14 protein-coding genes are annotated in these 18,626 nt (G+C 55.5%); 1 reads left to right on the forward strand and 13 read right to left on the reverse strand.

Translation table 11 applies throughout. The annotated features are described in order from the left end of the window. Nucleotides 1-58 precede the first annotated feature (58 nt). The 11 genes from SR894_RS12525 to SR894_RS12575 form a co-directional block, all read right to left on the reverse strand. The gene (locus SR894_RS12525; RefSeq protein ID WP_133732724.1) at nucleotides 59-1,072 is read right to left on the reverse strand and encodes a PstS family phosphate ABC transporter substrate-binding protein; all 1,014 of its coding nucleotides are present in this window, start codon (nucleotides 1,070-1,072) and stop codon (nucleotides 59-61) included. A gap of 130 nt (nucleotides 1,073-1,202) precedes the next feature. Beyond that, entirely contained in the window at nucleotides 1,203-1,934 is a 732-nt protein-coding gene (locus SR894_RS12530) for a sulfite exporter TauE/SafE family protein (RefSeq protein ID WP_133732725.1), read from the reverse strand. Between the two features lie 73 nt (nucleotides 1,935-2,007). Then, nucleotides 2,008-3,195: a multidrug effflux MFS transporter gene (locus tag SR894_RS12535; RefSeq protein ID WP_133732726.1), complete on the reverse strand. Its 1,188-nt coding sequence runs from the start codon at nucleotides 3,193-3,195 to the stop codon at nucleotides 2,008-2,010. Nucleotides 3,196-3,335: 140 nt separating this feature from the next. Beyond that, entirely contained in the window at nucleotides 3,336-3,854 is a 519-nt protein-coding gene (locus SR894_RS12540; protein ID WP_133732727.1) for an STAS domain-containing protein, read from the reverse strand. Next, on the reverse strand, nucleotides 3,844-5,037 hold the full coding sequence (locus SR894_RS12545) for a PP2C family protein-serine/threonine phosphatase (protein ID WP_133732819.1): 1,194 nt from the start codon (nucleotides 5,035-5,037) through the stop codon (nucleotides 3,844-3,846). Before SR894_RS12545 ends, SR894_RS12540 begins: the two co-directional genes overlap by 11 nt. An 8-nt stretch (nucleotides 5,038-5,045) precedes the next feature. Then, complete coding sequence (locus SR894_RS12550; protein WP_133732728.1) at nucleotides 5,046-5,870, reverse strand: MlaA family lipoprotein; 825 nt, start codon at nucleotides 5,868-5,870, stop codon at nucleotides 5,046-5,048. A 41-nt stretch (nucleotides 5,871-5,911) separates the two neighbouring features. Beyond that, nucleotides 5,912-7,033: a beta-ketoacyl-ACP synthase III gene (locus SR894_RS12555; RefSeq protein ID WP_133732729.1), complete on the reverse strand. Its 1,122-nt coding sequence runs from the start codon at nucleotides 7,031-7,033 to the stop codon at nucleotides 5,912-5,914. A 127-nt stretch (nucleotides 7,034-7,160) separates the two neighbouring features. Beyond that, on the reverse strand, nucleotides 7,161-11,168 hold the full coding sequence (gene hrpA, locus SR894_RS12560) for an ATP-dependent RNA helicase HrpA (protein ID WP_133732730.1): 4,008 nt from the start codon (nucleotides 11,166-11,168) through the stop codon (nucleotides 7,161-7,163). 130 nt (nucleotides 11,169-11,298) lie between these two features. Then, entirely contained in the window at nucleotides 11,299-12,969 is a 1,671-nt protein-coding gene (locus SR894_RS12565) for an AMP-binding protein (RefSeq protein WP_133732731.1), read from the reverse strand. Between the two features lie 210 nt (nucleotides 12,970-13,179). Beyond that, nucleotides 13,180-13,959 carry a class II glutamine amidotransferase gene (locus SR894_RS12570; protein ID WP_133732732.1) on the reverse strand — a complete coding sequence of 260 codons (780 nt, stop codon included), beginning with the start codon at nucleotides 13,957-13,959 and terminating at the stop codon, nucleotides 13,180-13,182. A 63-nt stretch (nucleotides 13,960-14,022) separates the two neighbouring features. Then, on the reverse strand, nucleotides 14,023-14,448 hold the full coding sequence (locus SR894_RS12575; protein WP_133732733.1) for a hypothetical protein: 426 nt from the start codon (nucleotides 14,446-14,448) through the stop codon (nucleotides 14,023-14,025). A 62-nt stretch (nucleotides 14,449-14,510) separates the two neighbouring features. Here SR894_RS12575 and SR894_RS12580 point away from each other — a divergent pair, with 62 nt between their 5' ends. Next, nucleotides 14,511-16,613, forward strand: coding sequence for a S9 family peptidase (locus tag SR894_RS12580; protein ID WP_133732734.1), 2,103 nt, complete (start codon nucleotides 14,511-14,513; stop codon nucleotides 16,611-16,613). On the opposite strand, the gene SR894_RS12585 is transcribed toward SR894_RS12580, so the two are convergent. Both SR894_RS12585 and SR894_RS12590 read right to left on the reverse strand, forming a co-directional pair. Continuing rightward, nucleotides 16,561-17,145, reverse strand: a complete 585-nt coding sequence (locus SR894_RS12585) for a biliverdin-producing heme oxygenase (protein ID WP_133732735.1) — start codon at nucleotides 17,143-17,145, stop codon at nucleotides 16,561-16,563. The two genes, SR894_RS12580 and SR894_RS12585, sit on opposite strands and share 53 nt — an antisense overlap. Beyond that, a complete protein-coding gene (locus SR894_RS12590) occupies nucleotides 17,138-18,625 on the reverse strand; it encodes a GAF domain-containing protein (protein ID WP_166650413.1) in 1,488 nt (495 codons plus the stop codon). Before SR894_RS12590 ends, SR894_RS12585 begins: the two co-directional genes overlap by 8 nt. Nucleotide 18,626 lies beyond the last annotated feature (1 nt).

Here is an 18,626-nt window from a genome sequence, read left to right on the forward strand (position 1 = left end):
TCAACAAAACGGGTCGGCAGCTTGCACTGCCGACCTCTTTTACAACTGACCTACCAACTTACTTAAGAACGTCTGCAGTCATTGCAGTGCGATCTGCAACGGCCTGGCGCCACTCTTCGCGCTCTGCTTCTGGCAGAACGATCAAACCGATATCACGCAAGTAGCCGTCATCGCCAATCATCATTTCGCTCATAAACATATCGACGTAATCGTACATCGGCGGAACTTCTTCAGCGTGCTGGTTCTTCACGTAAAACCACAGTGAACGCGCGATAGGATAGTCACCGGAACTGATTGCCTCAGCTTCAGGCTCGACACCATCAATGCTGGCGGCGCTGATCGTGTCAGTATTCTCTTCAAGGAAAGAGTAGCCGAAGATACCGAAGGCACCGGTGTCTTCTGAAAGGCGCTGAACGATCAGGTTGTCATTTTCACCGGCATCGATGTAAACACCGTCAGAGCGGATATCGGTGTAGCCTTCATCGCCGTAAACATCCATACCCTCGGACGAAGATTCCATTACCAGCTCTTCAAAAGCATCGCGGGTACCTGAAGTTGTCGGCGGCCCATAAATGGAGATTTCACGGTCTGGCAGCGAAGAGTCGATTTCGCTCCAGTTGGTGTAGGGGTTTTCAACCAACTCGCCATCAACCGGCACCATGGCAGCTACCGCCATGAAGATCTGTTCGCGGGTTAAGGCAACGTCATCGTTTTCGCTTGATTGGCCCAATACGATACCGTCAGAACCGATTTTAGCCTCGGTGATATCGGTAACGCCGTTCTCTTCACAACGCTCGAACTCAGACACTTTCATGCGGCGTGAAGCGTTCGTAATATCCGGCGTGCCTTCACCAACACCGTTACAGAACAGGCGCAAACCGCCGCCCGAACCTGTTGATTCAATAACAGGGGTCGGGTTACCAGTAGTAGCACCGAACTCTTCAGTTACGTAGCTGGCGAACGGGTAAACGGTACTGGAGCCTACGATACGGATTTGATCACGGGCCTGAGCAACACCGGCAACGCTCATTACAGCAGCCGCGATAACGGTGGTTTTGAGAATACGGTTCATGCGAAATACTCCTGTTCATGTAGGGATCTGGCCTTCGCAAGGCATACCTTGCACTGGTTCCATGACAACTTCATGACAGCGAGCAAAACGTAGAAAAATTTTCGTTACATAGAGGCAACCAAGCCTTACATCACCACAAAAGTCCTAGCGCCGCGAGGGTGCACAACGCTAGTGAAGCTCCCTGCAGAAGGCGTCTATCCAGACGGTGGGCAATAGCATCAGCCAAGGCGTTACCGATTAACACCATAGGCAGAAAGGTAAGCGCGACCTGAAAATGCCAAAGCTGAATCTGGTCAGCCAAGGCGAGGGTGATGAAGGTCAAGAGGGAGGTCAAAATGAAAAAGGCAGCTAAGTTGCCACGCACACGATCAGCAGGTAGGCCGTGCATTAAGAGCACGATGGGCGGGCCACCAATAGCCGCTACGGTGCCGAAAATACCTGAGAGCACCCCCGCGCCAAACAGCGTTATTCGGTTTACCGGCAGTTGAAAGCGGCACAAAGTGACGAGAACCGCAAACAACACGATCACTGCAATCAGCTTTTCTAACACAAACATGGGGGCGGCAAGCAGCAGCCAAATCCCTAGCGCATTACCGGGAAGGCGCCCCACTAGCGCCATGCCAATGGAGTCCAGGCGCACCTCGTGCCAGTAGTGACGCACCATCATTAGCGAGACGGTAAATCCAAACAACACTAGAACGACTGGCACCAGGCGAGGCTCTAGCATCAACAGTAACGGCGCGCCAATAATGGCTAAACCAAAACCGGTGGCGCGTTGGACAAAGGCACCCAGCAACAGTACGGCGGAGCAAGCGAACCAGGTACTCATGGGCATATTGACCCAAGCCAGCATGCTATCCATTCAACTTATCCATGCAAACTATCCATATGCTCTATCCATACGCCCTGTCCATACACCCTATCCATTTGAAAAATTATTCATCCGCAGCAGGTGCTTTAGTCAGTTTGCGTACACCGATATTGCCTAGCAACGCAGCACCCAGCATGGTGAGAACCATGGGCCAGAGATGCTCTACCTCGAACAGCCCTACCATCACTCCCGCGAGGGCGCCGCAGGTAAACTGGATGCCGCCCAGCAGCGCCGTTGCCGTGGCGCTGATATGACCAAAATGATCCAGTAACGACGAGATCGCGTTGGGCGTGATCAGCCCGATCATACCGGTAAACAGCATAATCAACGGCACCACGATCACTAGCGACGCAATGTCCAGGGCGGTCACCGCCACCAACCCAAGCGCGGCCACCAGCTGTATAAGCAACCCTAAACGCAAATTCTGCTGGGGAGTGCGCTTGCGGAGCAGATGAATATTGACCCGGTTGGAGAGCGCAATCACCACCACATTGACCCCAAACACCAGCGGATAAGTGCCAGGTGAGAGGCCAAAATAGTCGAGATAGAGAAACGGCGAAGCGGTCACGAAGGCAAACAGGCCCGCAAAGGAAGCCGCTACCGCACAGATATAGCCCATGCCTTCACGGTGCTTAAGCACGCTGGCGTAATTGCGTATTACCTGCCGTGGTGAAGCGGCAGGCAACGACATGTCGCGGGTTTCAGGCAGACGCGTGCCTAACAACCAGAGTAAAAAACCTGCATAGACGGCCAGGAACACAAAAATCAGCCACCAGCCAGCCACATGCAGCAGCAAACTGCCCACCGCTGGCGCCACCAGCGGCGCCAGCATCATAATCATCGCCATGGTGGACATCACTTTAGCGGCCTCGCGCCCGCTAAAACAGTCGCGCACAATCGCCGCCGAATTGACTACACAGGCTCCTCCACCCAGCGCCTGGATAAACCTCCAGAGCAGCAGCGTGGGCAAACTGTCCACCATCGTAATAGCAAGACTCGCCAGCATAAACACCACCAGTCCACCTAGCAGCACTGGCTTTCTGCCCATGCGATCCGAAAGCGGGCCAAAGCAGAGTTGGCCCAGCGCAAAGCCGAACAAAAATACGCTGATGGAGAGTTCAGTACGATGAATACTGGCGCCGATGCTCTCGGCAATGATACCCATGGCAGGCAAATATGCGTCGATAGCAAAGGGTGCCAGCGCAGTATTGGCGGCCACCAACAGTGCTACCCGGCGAGGATTAAGATCCATGGGTCTCCTTAAGGCGATAATGCACGCACTGGAATAGATAGGCCGCTAATCATAGCCGATTTTAAGGCGTTTGTCGGGGTGGGGCACTATCGAACGATAGCCCTTGGAGATGGCCAGGGGCTTATCAAGGTAAGGAGAGCTTAGTGGTGCGTCGTGGCGTCTTGGGACTCAAGCATCTCAACCAACGGCTGAAACTGCTCACGGTTATGCTCGTTCATATGCATTAAAATACGGTGGGCTTCCAGGATGCGATCACGCAGCCCCTCCTCGTCGGCTGGCTCTTGGGGCAGCTCTTCAAGCTCATTGTTGAGCGTACTCGCCTGTTGTAGCGGCGCTTCCATCAGCGTGAAAAAACGCGCAAAGCCCATCACATCCAGCATCTGCCGCACATCAGGATTATCGACAATAATCGTCGGCGGCTGCTCCAGGCGCCCTTTCACCGCCATCGCGACCTTGGCCAGAAAGCCAAGCGCCGTCGAATCGACATTGGTGGCTTCACGCAGGTCAATCAGCACGGCACGCAGGCCCGGCGTCTCGGCGAGACGTTGGGCTTGGGTATCCAGCGTGGCGCAGAGCGTCAAACGCACATCGCCACACAGTTTTAAAACAAAAACACCAGAATCGAACGCCGCTTTAATGCGGCCTTCTTCAATCAGCATGACCAAATCCGCTCACCATCATGATTGTTAGATCATCGGGTAAAGCATCGCGCTCTTGGTTGGCATCAAACTCCGCATCTCCTTCGGCAAGAAGTGCGTTTGTTTTTGCTAGCCGTTCGCGCAACTGCTCAAGCGTTACACTCTCGCTTACTAATTGCTCAAGCTCCTTGAGCCGCGTGTCGAGCGTTTTACCCGGCAAGCATTCCAATACTCCATCTGAGCAGAGCCATAGACGAAATTTATTCGGCAATGCACAACTCAGCGAAGGATACTCCACATCGGGGAAAAGGCCTACCGGCATTCCCTCTCCTTCCAAACGGCGTAGCTCTCCCTCTGCCGCCAATAGGGGCATGGGAAGCTGCGCGCCGAGCGAATAGTGCAGAGTATGCGCCTCGTGGTCAATAACACCGACAAATAAGGTGGCATGTTTACCAATATCGGTGCCCTGCAGCTCACGGTTCATCGCCTTTAACCAATCAGGCGGCAGATCTTCCGGATGCTGGCCATCCCACTCACTCAGCCAGCGGTTGCATAAATATTTGAGCAGCACGGTAACAAACGCCGACGAAGCGCCATGCCCCGATACATCGGCGAAATAGAAGGCGCTGTAGCGCTCGTTATAGCGTTGGTAATCGAGGAAATCACCAGACAAGTAGAGCGAAGGGGCGAATATATAGTCGTAAAACACCCCGTTAATCACCTTGGGCCGCAGCGGTAACAAACGCCGCTGAATATGCCCACCGCTCTGCTGATCCATCCGTAACAGCGCCAGATGGGTCTCCAGGCTCTCGTTTAACTCCGCCAGCCGCGCATGGTCACGCTCGCGCTCCAGCGCCAAATCGTTGAGCTCTATGGCCTTACGGATCATTCGTCGCAACAGCTCAGCGTGACGCAGCGGATGGACAATATAGTCCACCAGCCCTACATCAATCGCTTTGATCAAGTCGGCGTCCTGACGCGAGTCGCTAACGACCAACGTTGGCAGGCGTCGCGTTAGGTGTGTCCACTGCTGCCGCGGAACTGCTCGGGCATGGGCAACAATAAGCGCCGTGCCAGCGGGTAAATGCTTGATATCGTCAGCAGCAAACACCCACATGTCATCGCAGGTAATCGCTTCAGCAAGCGCATCGCGCTCACGACCGGGTTCGTCGATCACCGCGATCAACTGCTTAGAATGCTCCATCATGAGCCTCAATCAGTGACTTCGTCGCCACCAGAGTCACTGTCATCCTGACCACTGTTGTCAAAATCGCTGTCATCAAAGTCGAAGGTTTCGCTGGCAAAGGGGTCATCGCCCAATTCTCCATCGCTCACCTCAAATTGGCGGCTCTGTAAGTAAGCATCACGAATAAAACGGTAGCGATCGCCGCGAATCAGCTCTTCCTGGTCGAGCAAACCCGCACGAATATCAATCACATTGAGTGCGGAAAGGCTCACTCGAACAGCATCGTCTTCTACATAATTAACGGGGTTCGTCGCCATGTTAGCGGGCATACCTGTGGTATCCCGCAGCGTGCTGGGGCCAAAGAAAGGCAGCACAAGATAACGCGAATCTTCCCACCCCCACACCGCTAACGTTTGGCCAAAATCTTCTTCATCCGCAGTAATTTCCATTAGGGTGGCATAATCTAACAGTCCGCCAATGCCTACCGTGGAGTTAATTAAAAAACGTGATGTGGCGAGACCCGCGTTGGCCGGTTTGCCTTGCAGAACGCTATTAAGCGCAGTACGCACTTCACCTAAGTTGGAGAAAAAATTACCTACGCCCGTTTCTACCGGGTCGGGGGTGACAGCGCGATAGCCTTTTGCCACCGGCTTGAGTGCGTAACGATCCAGCACATCGTTAAACGCAAACACTTTGCGGTTAAAGCCTTCCCAAGGGTCTTCGGGAGCAGCATTTTCCGCCATTTGTGTACTGGCACAGCCACCGCTTGCGAGTAACGTCACCAGCAGTAGTGGCACCCCTTTGCTACGCAGCGAAAGCGCAGGCTTTTCGTTATTTAACCACTGCCACATGACATTTTCCTTTTTCAATTCCCCTGCACCTTTACAGACATCTACAAACGACGAATAACCACGCAGCCCGCGCTATAGCCCGCGCCAAAGGAGCAAATTACGCCAATATCACCCTCCACAAGTTCCTCGCGATGGAGGTGAAAGGCGATGATAGAACCCGCTGAACTGGTGTTGGCGTAGCGATCCAAAATAATCGGCGCCTGTGTTTCACTCGGGTCATAGCCCAATACTTTGCGGGCAATCAAATCGTTCATATGTCGGTTAGCCTGGTGTAACCACATGCGTTTCAGATCGCCACCGGTTAACTCTAAGGAGGCCAAATGGTCGGTGATCAATTTAGCCACCATTGGGCAAACTTCTCTAAACACCCGACGCCCTTCCTGCACAAACAGCTTGTCCAAGGCGAGAGGGTCACTGTCCGTTACGCGGTTAAGGAACCCTGCATTATTACGGATCGCGTTGGAAAACTGGGTAACCAGCCGCGTACCGAGAATTTCAAACTGCTCATCGGCCACCGCAATGGCGCTACTTTCTAGTACTACAGCGGTACAAGCATCGCCGAAAATGAAGTGACTGTCACGGTCTCGAAAGTTGAGATGCGCCGAGCAAATTTCCGGATTGACCACCAGAGCGCGCTTAACACTGCCGGAGGCTATGGCATTGGCAGCCGTTTCAATGGCAAAGGTCGCTGAACTACAGGCGACATTCATATCAAACCCATAGCCGCTTGCTCCCAGAGCCTGCTGCACTTCCACTGCCACGGCAGGGTAGGCACGCTCCAGGTTTGAGCAGGCGACAATGACCAGTTCAATGTCAGTTGCATCCACCTGAGCGGCGGCCAGCGCCTGCCGCGCAGCAGCGGTTGCCATCTCGCACTGGATAGAAGGTTCGTCGTTGCCCCGCTGCGGCAGTTTAGGCCGCATACGCTGTGGGTCAAGGATTCCAGACGCATCGAGCACGTAGCGGCTCTTAATTCCGGAGGCTTTTTCGATAAATTCACTGCTGGAATGCGCCAGCGATTCACGCTCACCACGCTGAATCGAATCGGCATACTGCGCATTTTCAGCGTCTACCCAAGCATTAAATGCTGCCACCAGGGCCGCATTATCAATGGCGTGTTCCGGCGTATAGAGCCCTGTACCGGTTATCACCACATGTGTCATGCCAATCTCCTCTAAGCGGCTTGCCGACGTGACCGGCCATCAATGTAGCGTGCAACTTACGGCGAACCCATCACGTTACTGTGTGCGTAAAATAGCGGTTTTTCCAGCAACTTTTTTCAACCCCTAGCTAAACGCTAGTGATCTCTTGCCAGCGTTTTTCCAGTCGTTTTACCGACACCACCATGCTCGTCCCCAACTGCTGCGCGAATAGCGACACTCTAAGCTCTTGCAACCACCAGCCAAAAGCAACCAACTCAGGGTCTTCCACCCTTCCGCGTCGCTCACTTTCCCGGCGGGCATCAAAGCGAGCCTCTAATGCCTGGACGTCTTGCATCATCATTTGATCGCGACCGCGCTCACGGGCGGCTTTTTCAAGCCGAATGAGCGCCGCCTCGGTGTAGCGTGGGTATTCGTCAAGCCAGGCGCCCGCATCGCGGATAAAGCCTGGGTAAACCAGTCGCTGCATCTGCGCGCTAACATCGCTATATACCAGCGCCAGCGCAAAATTAAGTTTCCCTTTGAGCACCTTACTAACCGCCAGGTGGCCTTTTAGCGCGGCCTCTACCCGTACCAACAGCGCTTTCGCTTCGTCCACAAGTTGGCTCTGAGTAGCGCTTAGGCGCTGGCTAAACTCTCCTTCCGAGCGTGGCAGGGGGTGCTGAGCCACTACCTGAGTAAACACAGCTAGCAGCAGGTCATCAATCAAAGCTTGCTTACTGCCCACTTTGGCAAACAGCAGCGCGCACTTCTCAACACCCGGCAGTTGCTTAATCGCTTTAACCTGTTCGGGAAGCTTGGCAATCGCCAGCCGGGCAATGCCCTCTTGGTGAGCGGCATCAGCTTTTGCCGGGTGATCAAACAGCGCTACCTTGAACTCGTTGGCGTCAGCTGCAACCAATGCAGGATACGCCTCTACGCGAATACCTGCCTGGGTGGTAACACGCGAAGCTGGCAGCGGTGTCGTGGGCAGCCCGGCCACAGCGGGCTCATGGCTAACCTGTTCAGCCAGGGCCTGGGCGCCTGCGCTGGCTGCCGCTTCAAAGCGCTGCTCAAGGGCACGCAGATCGCGCCCCTGCCCTAGGATTTCGCCCGCATGATCGACCACGCGAATATTCATGATCAGATGCGGTTCGAGCAAGTCTAGGCGCCAATCGTCAGGATGCACCCGCGTCGATGTCCGGCGGCGAATAAACTCACCCAACGCCTCGGTTAACGGGCGCTGATCGGGTACCAGTGTTTCCAGCGCCGCATCCACCCAATCGGGAATCGGCACCACCTGGCGGCGGATGCTTTTCGGCAGTGACTTCAGCAACGCAATACACTTTTCACGCAGCAGCCCAGGCACCAGCCACTCCAGGGCATGCACCGGCACCTGGGGCAGCATGGCGGCGGGAACAGTCAGGGTAACACCGTCATCCTCGGCTTCAGGGTCAAAGTGGTAACTGACTGGATACGCGACGCCCGCCAGAATCAAATGATCGGGGTACTGCGCCTGGGTCACGTCCTCCGCGTCACGCGCTTTAAGTGAATCAATATCGAAGTGGAGTAATTGCGGCTCTTGCTGCTCGGCCTGCTTGCGCCAGTGCTCAAAGCCCTTGCCGTTGACGATCTCCGCCGGGATCCGCTGGTCGTAAAAGTCATAGAGCGTGTCTTCATCGACCAGAATATCTCGCCGCCGAGCGCGGTCTTCCAGCGCTTCGACTTCATCGATTAGCGCGCGGTTATGAGCAAAGAAGGCCCCTTTGGTTTGAAACTCCCCTTCCACCAGCGCACGGCGAATAAACAGTTCCCGGGACTCCTGAGGCGCGATTGGCCCGTAATGTACCTTGCGCCGCGCCACAATCGGCAGACCAAACAGCGTGACCTGTTCAAAGGCCACTACCTGCGCGCGTTTCATTTCCCAATGCGGTTCACTGTAGCTGCGCTTCACCAGATGCTGCGCCTGGGGTTCGATCCACTGCGGATCGATTTTGGCCACGGTGCGAGCAAACAGCTTGGAGGTTTCCACCATCTCGAACGCCATGATCCACTTGGGCGACTTCTTGGCCAACCCAGAGCCTGGATGAATCATAAACTTGCGATTACGGGCGCCGAGATACTCGCGGTTCTCGACCAACGTCCCCAGGTTGGAGAGCAGCCCCGAGAGTAGCGCCTGATGCACCTTGCCCGACGTTTTACGCCGTGTTTGACGCGCCTGCTCTTCGCTCTCGTCTTCATTGCGGGGCGGCGGCGCGGGCACGTCGATATCCATATCGCGCAGCAGTTGGCGCAGTTGGCGGAAGGTATCGTGCCACTCGCGCATACGCAGATAGTTGATGTAGTGCTCACGGCACCAGCGGCGCAACTGATTACCCGACAGCGCTTCGCGGGCATTCTCAATACCGTGCCAGAGGTTCAGCAAGGCGACAAAGTCGGAATCCGGGTCGTGCCAGCGCTGGTGAGCTTGGTCGGCGGCTTGGCGTTTATCCGCCGGTCGGTCGCGGGGGTCTTGGATGGCCAGCGCCGAGACGACGATTAGCACATCGCGCAGGCTGCCGAATTCGACACCCGCCAGCACCATACGCGCCAGGCGCGGATCAATCGGCAGCCGCGCCAACTTACGCCCGAGAGGAGAAAGACGCTGCTTTTCGTCCACCGCCCCAAGCTCGAACAGCAGTCTGAAGCCGTCTTTAACAAAGCGGCTATCCGGCGGATCAACAAACGGAAAGGCCTCGATATCGCCGAGCTTGAGCCCCAGCATTGAGAGAATCACCGAGGCCAGGTTGGTACGCTGGATTTCAGGGTCGGTAAAGCCGGGTCGGGAGAGAAAATCCTCTTCGCTATAGAGGCGAATGCACACGCCTTCGGCAATCCGCCCACAGCGCCCTTTACGCTGGTTGGCACTGGCCTGGCTAACCGCTTCTACCGGCAGTCGCTGGATCTTGGAACGGTAGCTATAGCGGCTGATACGCACGAGGCCAGGGTCGATCACGTAGCGAATTCCAGGCACCGTCAACGACGTTTCCGCGACGTTGGTGGCGAGTACGATGCGCCGACCGCGGTGCGGCGCAAACACGCGGTTCTGCTCTTCGTTGGAGAGCCGTGCGTAAAGGGGCAGGATTTCGGTGCCTTTCAGCTCGGCACGGCGCAGAGTATCGGCGGTTTCACGAATTTCGCGCTCACCCGGTAAAAACACCAGCACATCCCGGGGGCCGTGCAACCAACCTTTTTCGCGCTCAATGGCTTCAATCTCGTCCACCGCGTGCAGAATGCCCTCTTGCAGCGTGCGGTCTTCCTCATCGTCCTCGTCGCGCACCAGCGGCCGGTAGTGCACTTCTACGGGATAGGTGCGCCCGGTGACTTCCACCACAGGAGCGGGGGTTTTGGCCGTGCCGAAGTGTTTGGCAAAGCGCTCCACGTCGATAGTCGCCGAGGTAATGATGACTTTTAGGTCGGGCCGTTTGGGGAGTAAGCGCTTGAGGTAGCCGAGCAGAAAGTCGATATTCAGGCTGCGCTCGTGGGCTTCATCAATAATGATGGTGTCGTAACGCAGCAGCAGCGGATCATGCTGGGTCTCGGCCAGCAAGATCCCGTCGGTCATCAGTTTGACCAGGGTCGTCGGGCTGCTCTGGTCGGTGAAGCGCACCTGATAGCCCACCTGCTCGCCCAGCGAGACTTCCAGCTCTTCCGCCAGGCGGCTGGCAACGCTGCGGGCAGCCAAGCGACGCGGCTGGGTGTGGCCAATTAAGCCACGGCGGCCTCGCCCCAGCTCCAAACACATTTTAGGCAACTGGGTGGTTTTGCCGGAGCCGGTCTCCCCCGCCACCACCACGACCTGATGGTCGCGGATGGCGTTAACAATATCTTCCCGCCGTTCGACCACCGGCAATTCTGGCGGGTAGTTGAGGGCGACCTTTTGGCTTTCGCGCTGGCCAAGCTGCTGCTGGGCGCGGCTAAGCTCACGCTCCACTTCATCCAAACCACGTCTAATCGGTTTGTTATCGCGCAGGCGACGGTTTAAGCCGGCCAGCCGCCGCTCCAGCCGCTCTGCATCGCGCAGCATCACATCGCCCGCGGCCTGTTTCAGCGACGCAAGACGTTGGCTATCGGTGGGGGCTGGGGATGTGTCGGTGGTCACGATTGAGTCGGCTTCCATTCGCTTGGGCATTTAACAAGAGATATTAGTAAGAGTTATAAAAAATCAACCCGCTCAATTGAGCGGGTCGTATAGTGTAACGCTTTCAGCTCCGCGACGCCTAACCACAGTGCCGAGTCATCATCTACAGTTACGTTTTTGAGGGCTCTTCGTCACGCAGCTGGCGGCGAAGCACTTTGCCTACGTTGGTTTTGGGCAGCTCATCACGAAACTCGATGATCTTGGGCACCTTATAGCCAGTGAGCTCTTTTTTGCACCAGTCGCGTAGCGTTTTTTCATCTAGCTGATCATTTTTACTGACCACAAACAGCTTTATGGCTTCGCCAGAATTTTCATCCGGCACGCCGACCGCTGCAGACTCAAGTACATCCGGGTGTGCTGCCACCACATCTTCAACTTCGTTGGGATAAACATTAAATCCAGAAACCAGGATCATATCTTTCTTGCGATCAACGATGCGGATATAGCCATCATCTTGTAGCACAGCAATGTCGCCGGTGTGGAACCAGCCATCCTCATCAATGGCGTCACGGGTTTCGTCTTCGCGCTGCCAGTAGCCTTTCATCACCTGCGGCCCTTGCACGCACAGTTCTCCAGGCTCGCCTAGCTCAACGTCGTTGCCATCGGCGTCGACGACTTTTACCGCAGTGCCTGCCACGGGCTTACCGATAGTGCCCAGTTGAATCGCATCGGTGGGGTTGAAGCTGACAATGGGAGAAGTCTCGGTCAAACCATACCCTTCGGCAATTGGACAACCCGTGGTTTTTTCCCAACGCTGCGCCGCAGCTTTGGTCAGCGCCATGCCGCCGGAGATCGTCAACTTCAACTTGGAAAAATCGAGCTGCTTGAAGTCGTCGCGATTACACAGCGCATTAAACAGCGTATTGAGGCCGATAAAAGCGGTAAAGGGCAGCCCCTTGAGCTCTTTGACAAAACCATCCAGGTCGCGAGGGTTAGTGATCAGCAAAGAGTGGTTACCGGTTTCCATAAGGAACAGGCAGTTAACCGTAAAAGTATAAATGTGATAAACCGGTAGCGGTGCGATAACCAGCTCTTCACCATCGGTCAGATGAGGGCCAATCGCTTCCCGCGCTTGCAGCATATTAGCGATGAGATTGCGATGGGTCAGCATGGCACCTTTGGGCATACCCGTGGTGCCGCCAGTGTATTGAAGTGCGGCTAACTCGTCGGGACTTCTCTTCACCTCGGTATGACTAAAAGAGGCGCCTTTTTTCAGTGCACCGCGAAAACCAATCGCATTGGGCAGTGAATAAGCAGGCACCATTTTCTTAACGTGCTTCACCACTGCATTGATTAACCAGCGTTTGGGAGCATCGTGTAAGTCGGCTAGCTGAGTGACTAAAACGTGTTTGATATCTGTTTTATCAAGCACTTTTTCCAGCTTGTCGGCCATATTGGCCAAAATCACAATGGCCTTGGCATTGGAGTCCTTGAACTGGTTGGCCATTTCCCGCTCGGTATACAGCGGGTTGGTGTTGACCACTACCAAGCCTGCACGCAGTGCACCGAATACCGCTACCGGGAACTGCAGGACGTTGGGCAACTGGATGGCAATACGGTCACCGGGAACGAGATCGGTTTCATGCTGTAGCCATGCAGCAAAGTCTGCGGAAAGGCGGTCAAGATCAGCGAAAGAGAGCGTTTTTCCCATACAGGAAAAAGCTGGCTTGTCCTTAAAGCGTGCTACTGCGTTATGGAAAACATCCGTGACTGAATCGTACTGATCCAACCCTTCAAGCGCTGGGCCACGTAAAACGGCGGCGTTGGCGTGTTCGCTCATGGGCAATCTCCGCTATTAGCGTCGGCGTAAGTCACCGACCTTGTTGTTGTCGCTAGGCTCTATCTGAAAATAGGTTAAGAAGCCCAACGATATACGACCTCTGACAGGCTGTAAAACGATCGATTGAAACTGACGTTTCAACTTTAGCCCATAGTCGAGTTCAATTGATGCGCTGCTACTTCCCTCAATCCAATTTAGTAGATCGTTTATTTATGGACAGTAACGCGCCTGAATTTCTCCATCGCGCCAGACCAATAGCTCACCCGGCACCATGCGCTGCCAGGCTTCATTATGCGTGAGCGGCTCGGTGGCAATGACTGAAACGATGTCGTTAGGCGTGGTATGTTCGGCAAAATTCACCGTCATCTCGGCGTCGGAGAGTTCCGCCTCGCCGAAGGGCGCACAGCGAGTAATATGCGCAAGCTTCGTGGCGCAAAATGTATACAGGTAGATTCCATCGGAGAGCAGCATATTGAACACGCCCAGCGCTCTTAGCTGCTCACATAGCTGGTGCAAACGCTGCCACAGTGTTGCGGGATCAGCGGGCGGGGAAGGAAACTCGCGGCGAAGCTCGCCCATTAACCAGCAGTAGGCGTGCTCGCTATCAGTGCTGCCAACTGGGGTGTAATTTCCTAATGCTAGGCGCTCCCAGCCACTTAATTGGCCATTATGGGCATAGCACCAGGGCCGCCCCCACATTTCTCGCGTAAAGGGGTGAGTGTTGGCAAGCTTTACGCCCCCCACATTGGCTTGACGAATGTGACTGATCACTACATTGGACTTAATCGGGTAATCGCAAATTAGCCGGGCGATGGGGGAATTAACGGAGGGATGGGGGTCGCGAAAATCGCGGTAACCGCCCTCTTCGTAGAAGGCAATTCCCCAACCATCGCGATGAGGGCCGGTGCCCCCACCGCGATGCAAAAAGCCCGAAAAACTAAAACAGATATCGGTGGGCACATTGGCGCTCATACCCAGCAGTTCACACATACGCTTTACCAATACACAGACACCCGGCGTTCTCTGCGAAAGCATTGAACCTAAACACAGCCATTAACCAATCACCGGTTCGCGACGGCGTGGTGATTCACTTTCATCGGCTCTCTCTTCTTCCTGAACGACATATTCATCGTCCCCAGGACGGCGCCACCACCACAGAGCAACGCCAATCAGCGCGCCTAATGTCATCCCTAACACCAGCCACATTAGCCCGCCACGAAGTGCTGCGCCGTTGTTTTCTAAAAACCCAACCGCCGCCACCATCGCCGAAGGTGCCCAACCGGTATAGAATTCACCCTCTTCGATTAGCGGCAGCCGGAAAGTGGCAGGTGCCCATATCGCCCCTGCCACCATCCAGGTCAGCACAAGACGTGGCAAGCGAGGCAGAAAAGTGAGCGCAAAATAGACCGCGACAACCACTAACAGCGACAGCCCGTAATAACTCAACCACAGTAGTGGCGTTGAATTTGCAAACAGCATAATACCCCTCATATGGGTGAGCTCACCCGACGTTGATTTCCCGTTATGGTACCTATCAATTTATGAAAGCACAGCAAGGCATACCTTCAGGCTTACCCGCTGCACGCTATTATCGCGCCAATGACCCGCAATGGCACTGGTTAGAAGAGCGCGATGACCCACAGGTCAGTGCCTTTTTAGAGGCCGCCAACCAGCAACAAGCCGATTGGTTTGCCCCGCTTGCCCCGCTGGAGGAAGCGTTATACCAGAGTCACTTGGCGCGCCGCGAATTAGCAGTGACCAGCCTTAAGACAACGCTTGACCACTTCACGTTCTGGAACGAGACCGGTGCCGAGGATGACTACCCCTGCTGGTGGCGCCACCCCAACCATCAGCCTGAACAGCACGAATGCTTTTTTGACGTTAGAGCCCGTGCCGCCAAGCACGACTTTTACGACATGGGCGATATGGCGCTCTCTCCCGATGAGCATTGGTTGGCCTGGACAGAAGATACTCAAGGCGACGAGCGTTTTACCCTGTGGCTGAAAGCACTGCCAAGCGGGTCGCCCGTGCAACTGTTAAGCGATATTGGTGCAGGTCTGTGCTGGGCAGAAGATCAAACTGCCACCACGGCGACGCTGCTGTTCACTCGCTTTGACGACACTCAGCGCCCCGACAGCGTTTGGCGCTTTTCACTTTCGCTGAAGGAGCCTGGCGTCTCAAAAGAGCCAGTACTGGTGCTACGGGAAGACGATCCTGAATTCTGGCTCGGCATCGGCAAAACGCGCTCACGGTCGTGGCTGCTGCTTGAAAGCGGCTCAAAAGACACCAGTGAAATTCACCTGTTGCCCGCCCACTCGCCTGATTCAGCACCGCAGTGTATTCAGCAGCGCCAACCAGGGGTTGAGTACAGCATTGATCACCGCCCAGGCAGTTTTTATCGCCTGCACAACCAGGCAGGTGCTCACTTTCAGCTCGATTTCCTGCCCGAAAGTCAGCTTGGTCAGCCCCAATTGAATTGGCAAACGCTAATCGCCCACCGTGAAGAAGCCACCTTGGAAGGCGTTGATGCGTTCTCTTGGGGGCTGATGCTGGCTGAGCGCGATCATGCCCAGGCACAGGTTCGTTTGCGGCGTTTGCTTTTTGATGCCCAGCACAGCTGCACCCTGGATGAGACCCTGGCACTGCCTGAACAACCCTGTTCGCAGATGCTTGAAGATGCCCCGCACTTCGATACCCAGGTAGTGCGCCTTCGCGAAGAGTCGTTTACCCAGCCGCCCAGCTGGTTTTCACTCGATCTAACCAGTGGCGAACGGACGCTACTGAAGCGGGTACCTGTTTACGGCAACTTACAGCCTGAACAGCTAGTCAGCCGCCGCCTTTGGGCCACCAGCAGCGATGGCGAGCAAGTGCCCGTATCGGTGGTGATGCGCGCCGAACTGGCGGATCAGCCGTTACCCACGCTGCTGTATGGCTACGGCGCTTACGGTGAGGCTCTCGACCCCTGGTTCTCGATCGCCCGGCTGGAACTGCTTGAGCGCGGTGCGGCCTTTGCCGTTGCTCATGTGCGCGGCGGCGGCGAGCGGGGCGAACCCTGGTATTTAAACGGCAAGATGGCCCACAAGGAGAACAGCTTTGATGATTTCCTGGCCGCCAGGGAGGCGCTTGTGGAACAGGGTGTCAGCGATTCACAGCGCATAGCCGCCTATGGCGCCAGCGCTGGAGGGCTGCTGGTCGGCACCTGTATTAACCGTGCGCCGGAAAAGTTTTGCGCCGCGCTGCTGGATGTGCCCTTCTTAGACGTGCTGCGCACGATGCAGAACCCGGAGCTGCCTCTGACGACCGCGGAGTACAGCGAGTGGGGCAACCCGGAAGAGCCAGAGGTCGCCGAGCGAATAGCCGCTTACTCGCCCATCGATAATATTAAAGCGCAGTCATACCCCGCCCTGTGGATTGAGGGCAGTTGGTTCGATACCCGGGTCAGCTACTGGGAGCCCGCCAAATTTTATGCCCAGGTAGCACAACAGCAGCAGGGTTCTGCGCCGATTCTGATGCGTACCGATATGAGCAGTGGCCACGGCGGCGCATCAGGTCGATTCAAAGCCTGGCGCGATACCGCGCGCCAAGATGCGTTTATTCTCTGGGCACTGGGCCTGAACTCGCAAACGCTGCCAACCCCTGAGTAAAGTGCCCAAAGGCCTGCTGTGCCGCGGCAAGCACGGCAGGCCATGTAGACCGGGGGCAGTGGTACTCTGCAAAGTGCCAAAAAGCTGCCCACTCTTCTGTTGTTAAAGGGTGAGCAGTAAAAAAACGCAACGGCACCTGATCATCCAGCACGCTCTCAACGTGGCGGGCAATCATCTTCCCGCCCAAACGTGAACCTTCCAACACATAGAGCATGCCCACTGCGTCGGCCACACTGGTAGGTGGCGGCGTAAGAGGCGCAGATGGCGCTCGCCTGCCGAGTTGGTGGATATCCGCCTTGAGTAGCGCTTCTCGATGTATTAACCGGTAATCCATATCATGCGCCTGTAAGCCACTGCTTAGCGCCTGCTCTAGGCTGGCGATGGGGGCATAAAGCGCGCTTAACGCCGAAGTATATTCAGCAACCGTTAATTCGCGCCTTAGCAGCGGTTTCAGCGCGGGATGCTGATCGACTCGATGGTGATCCGCACGCGTTTCACGCTTCAACCATTCACTCAGCGTGGGCTTACTCATTCCCTTTCCAGGCAAACGACTTGGCCTGCTGAAGCAAGGCGCGCAGTTTCAATAGGTACATGCGAGTACTCTTGGACCAGGGGCGGCCGTGGCCTACCCGCTGCTCTACCCAGGCTTCGAAGGAGCGCCGCGGCGCAATCCCGCTGCTGCCATCGCGATAATCAACGGGTTTATCGGGATTACCGCCCCAAGTAACTTCATAGAGGTGTTCAAGCCGACATAAGTAGAGATTAACGCTGTGGTGCTGATCCAGGGGTAGATCACTTACCACAGCAACCCCGGCGATCTCACTCAGCGGCATATTGGGGCAGTCGATTCGCAAGCTATCACTTATCCATACCGACGACGTTTCAAACCGCGCAGCCTCGGCCACTACCTCAACCCCACCCACCGATAGCGCAGTACCTGCCTGATAGTATTCGTCTCCCACCTGCAAAATCACCCCATCGACATCAAAGGTATCCATTAACCAGTGGCTTAATTCAGTCCAGGCGCTCGCTAACTCGCCGTGGCGCATCAGCACGTCCTTAGCCTGATCAAACTGGCGCTGCATGCCATCAAGCACCTTTAATCGCCTGCGCGCCTTATAGTCGCGCAGGCGTAAATTAAAGCCTTCCGACAGCGCGCTCATGGCCTGTAGCTGACTAACCGTTAACTGTTTGGGTACGGCACTGTGGCAAGAAATCAGCGCATCAAGCTCGCCCGCCTGCGTTATCGGAAGAGAGATAGCCGAACCGACCCCCATATTGGCCATATATTCCTGGTGAACCGGTGATACGCTGCGCAAATCCACCCATGAGAGATTGGGGATAGAAGCCTGCTTGCGGCCCATAATTGCCACCGGTTCAGCGCTGGCGTGGGGGATTGAACGCCACGGGTTTTTTAAGTAAAGCTGACGCGCCACCTGGGGAATATCGCTGGCTGGAAAGCGCAAGCCCAAATAGCTGCCCCCAATCTCAGGCTGGCGGGCCTCCGCGGTAACTTCACCGTCGCCCTCAGGCATGAAGCGGTAGTAATGCACGCGGTCAAAACCACTCAACGCCAGTAATTCCTCTAACAGTTGCTGGCACTGCTCTTCAAGCGCTTCGCGGTTTTCAGGCACAGGGTAAGCTTCCCCCTGCTTCGGCATCGGGTCGGCATGAGTATCAACAGGGTAAATCTCAAACAGAAGCTGCTCACCATTGTGGCTTATTACCACATCGAACTCTTGAGGCCCAAAATTGCTTTGGCCTGTATAACGTTCGCCCTCTGCAAGGGTCGGTGCACTCTTGTGCAGCTCCTGAAGAAAAGCGGGAAGCGGTTGATCCAGTAGCGACTCGAGCTCGGTATCCACACCGAGCCAATTTAGAATATTCTCCGATACGTGGCTGACAATGCCTTGCAAGGTGCTCACTACTAGCGCCCCATGAGGCTGAATAGCACCGGAAAGATGCAACTGCTCGTGCTCACACTGCTCAATAAACCCATTTTGCATCGTCATG

Source organism: Vreelandella neptunia, from assembly GCF_034479615.1.
Taxonomy (GTDB): Bacteria; Pseudomonadota; Gammaproteobacteria; order Pseudomonadales; family Halomonadaceae; genus Vreelandella; species Vreelandella neptunia.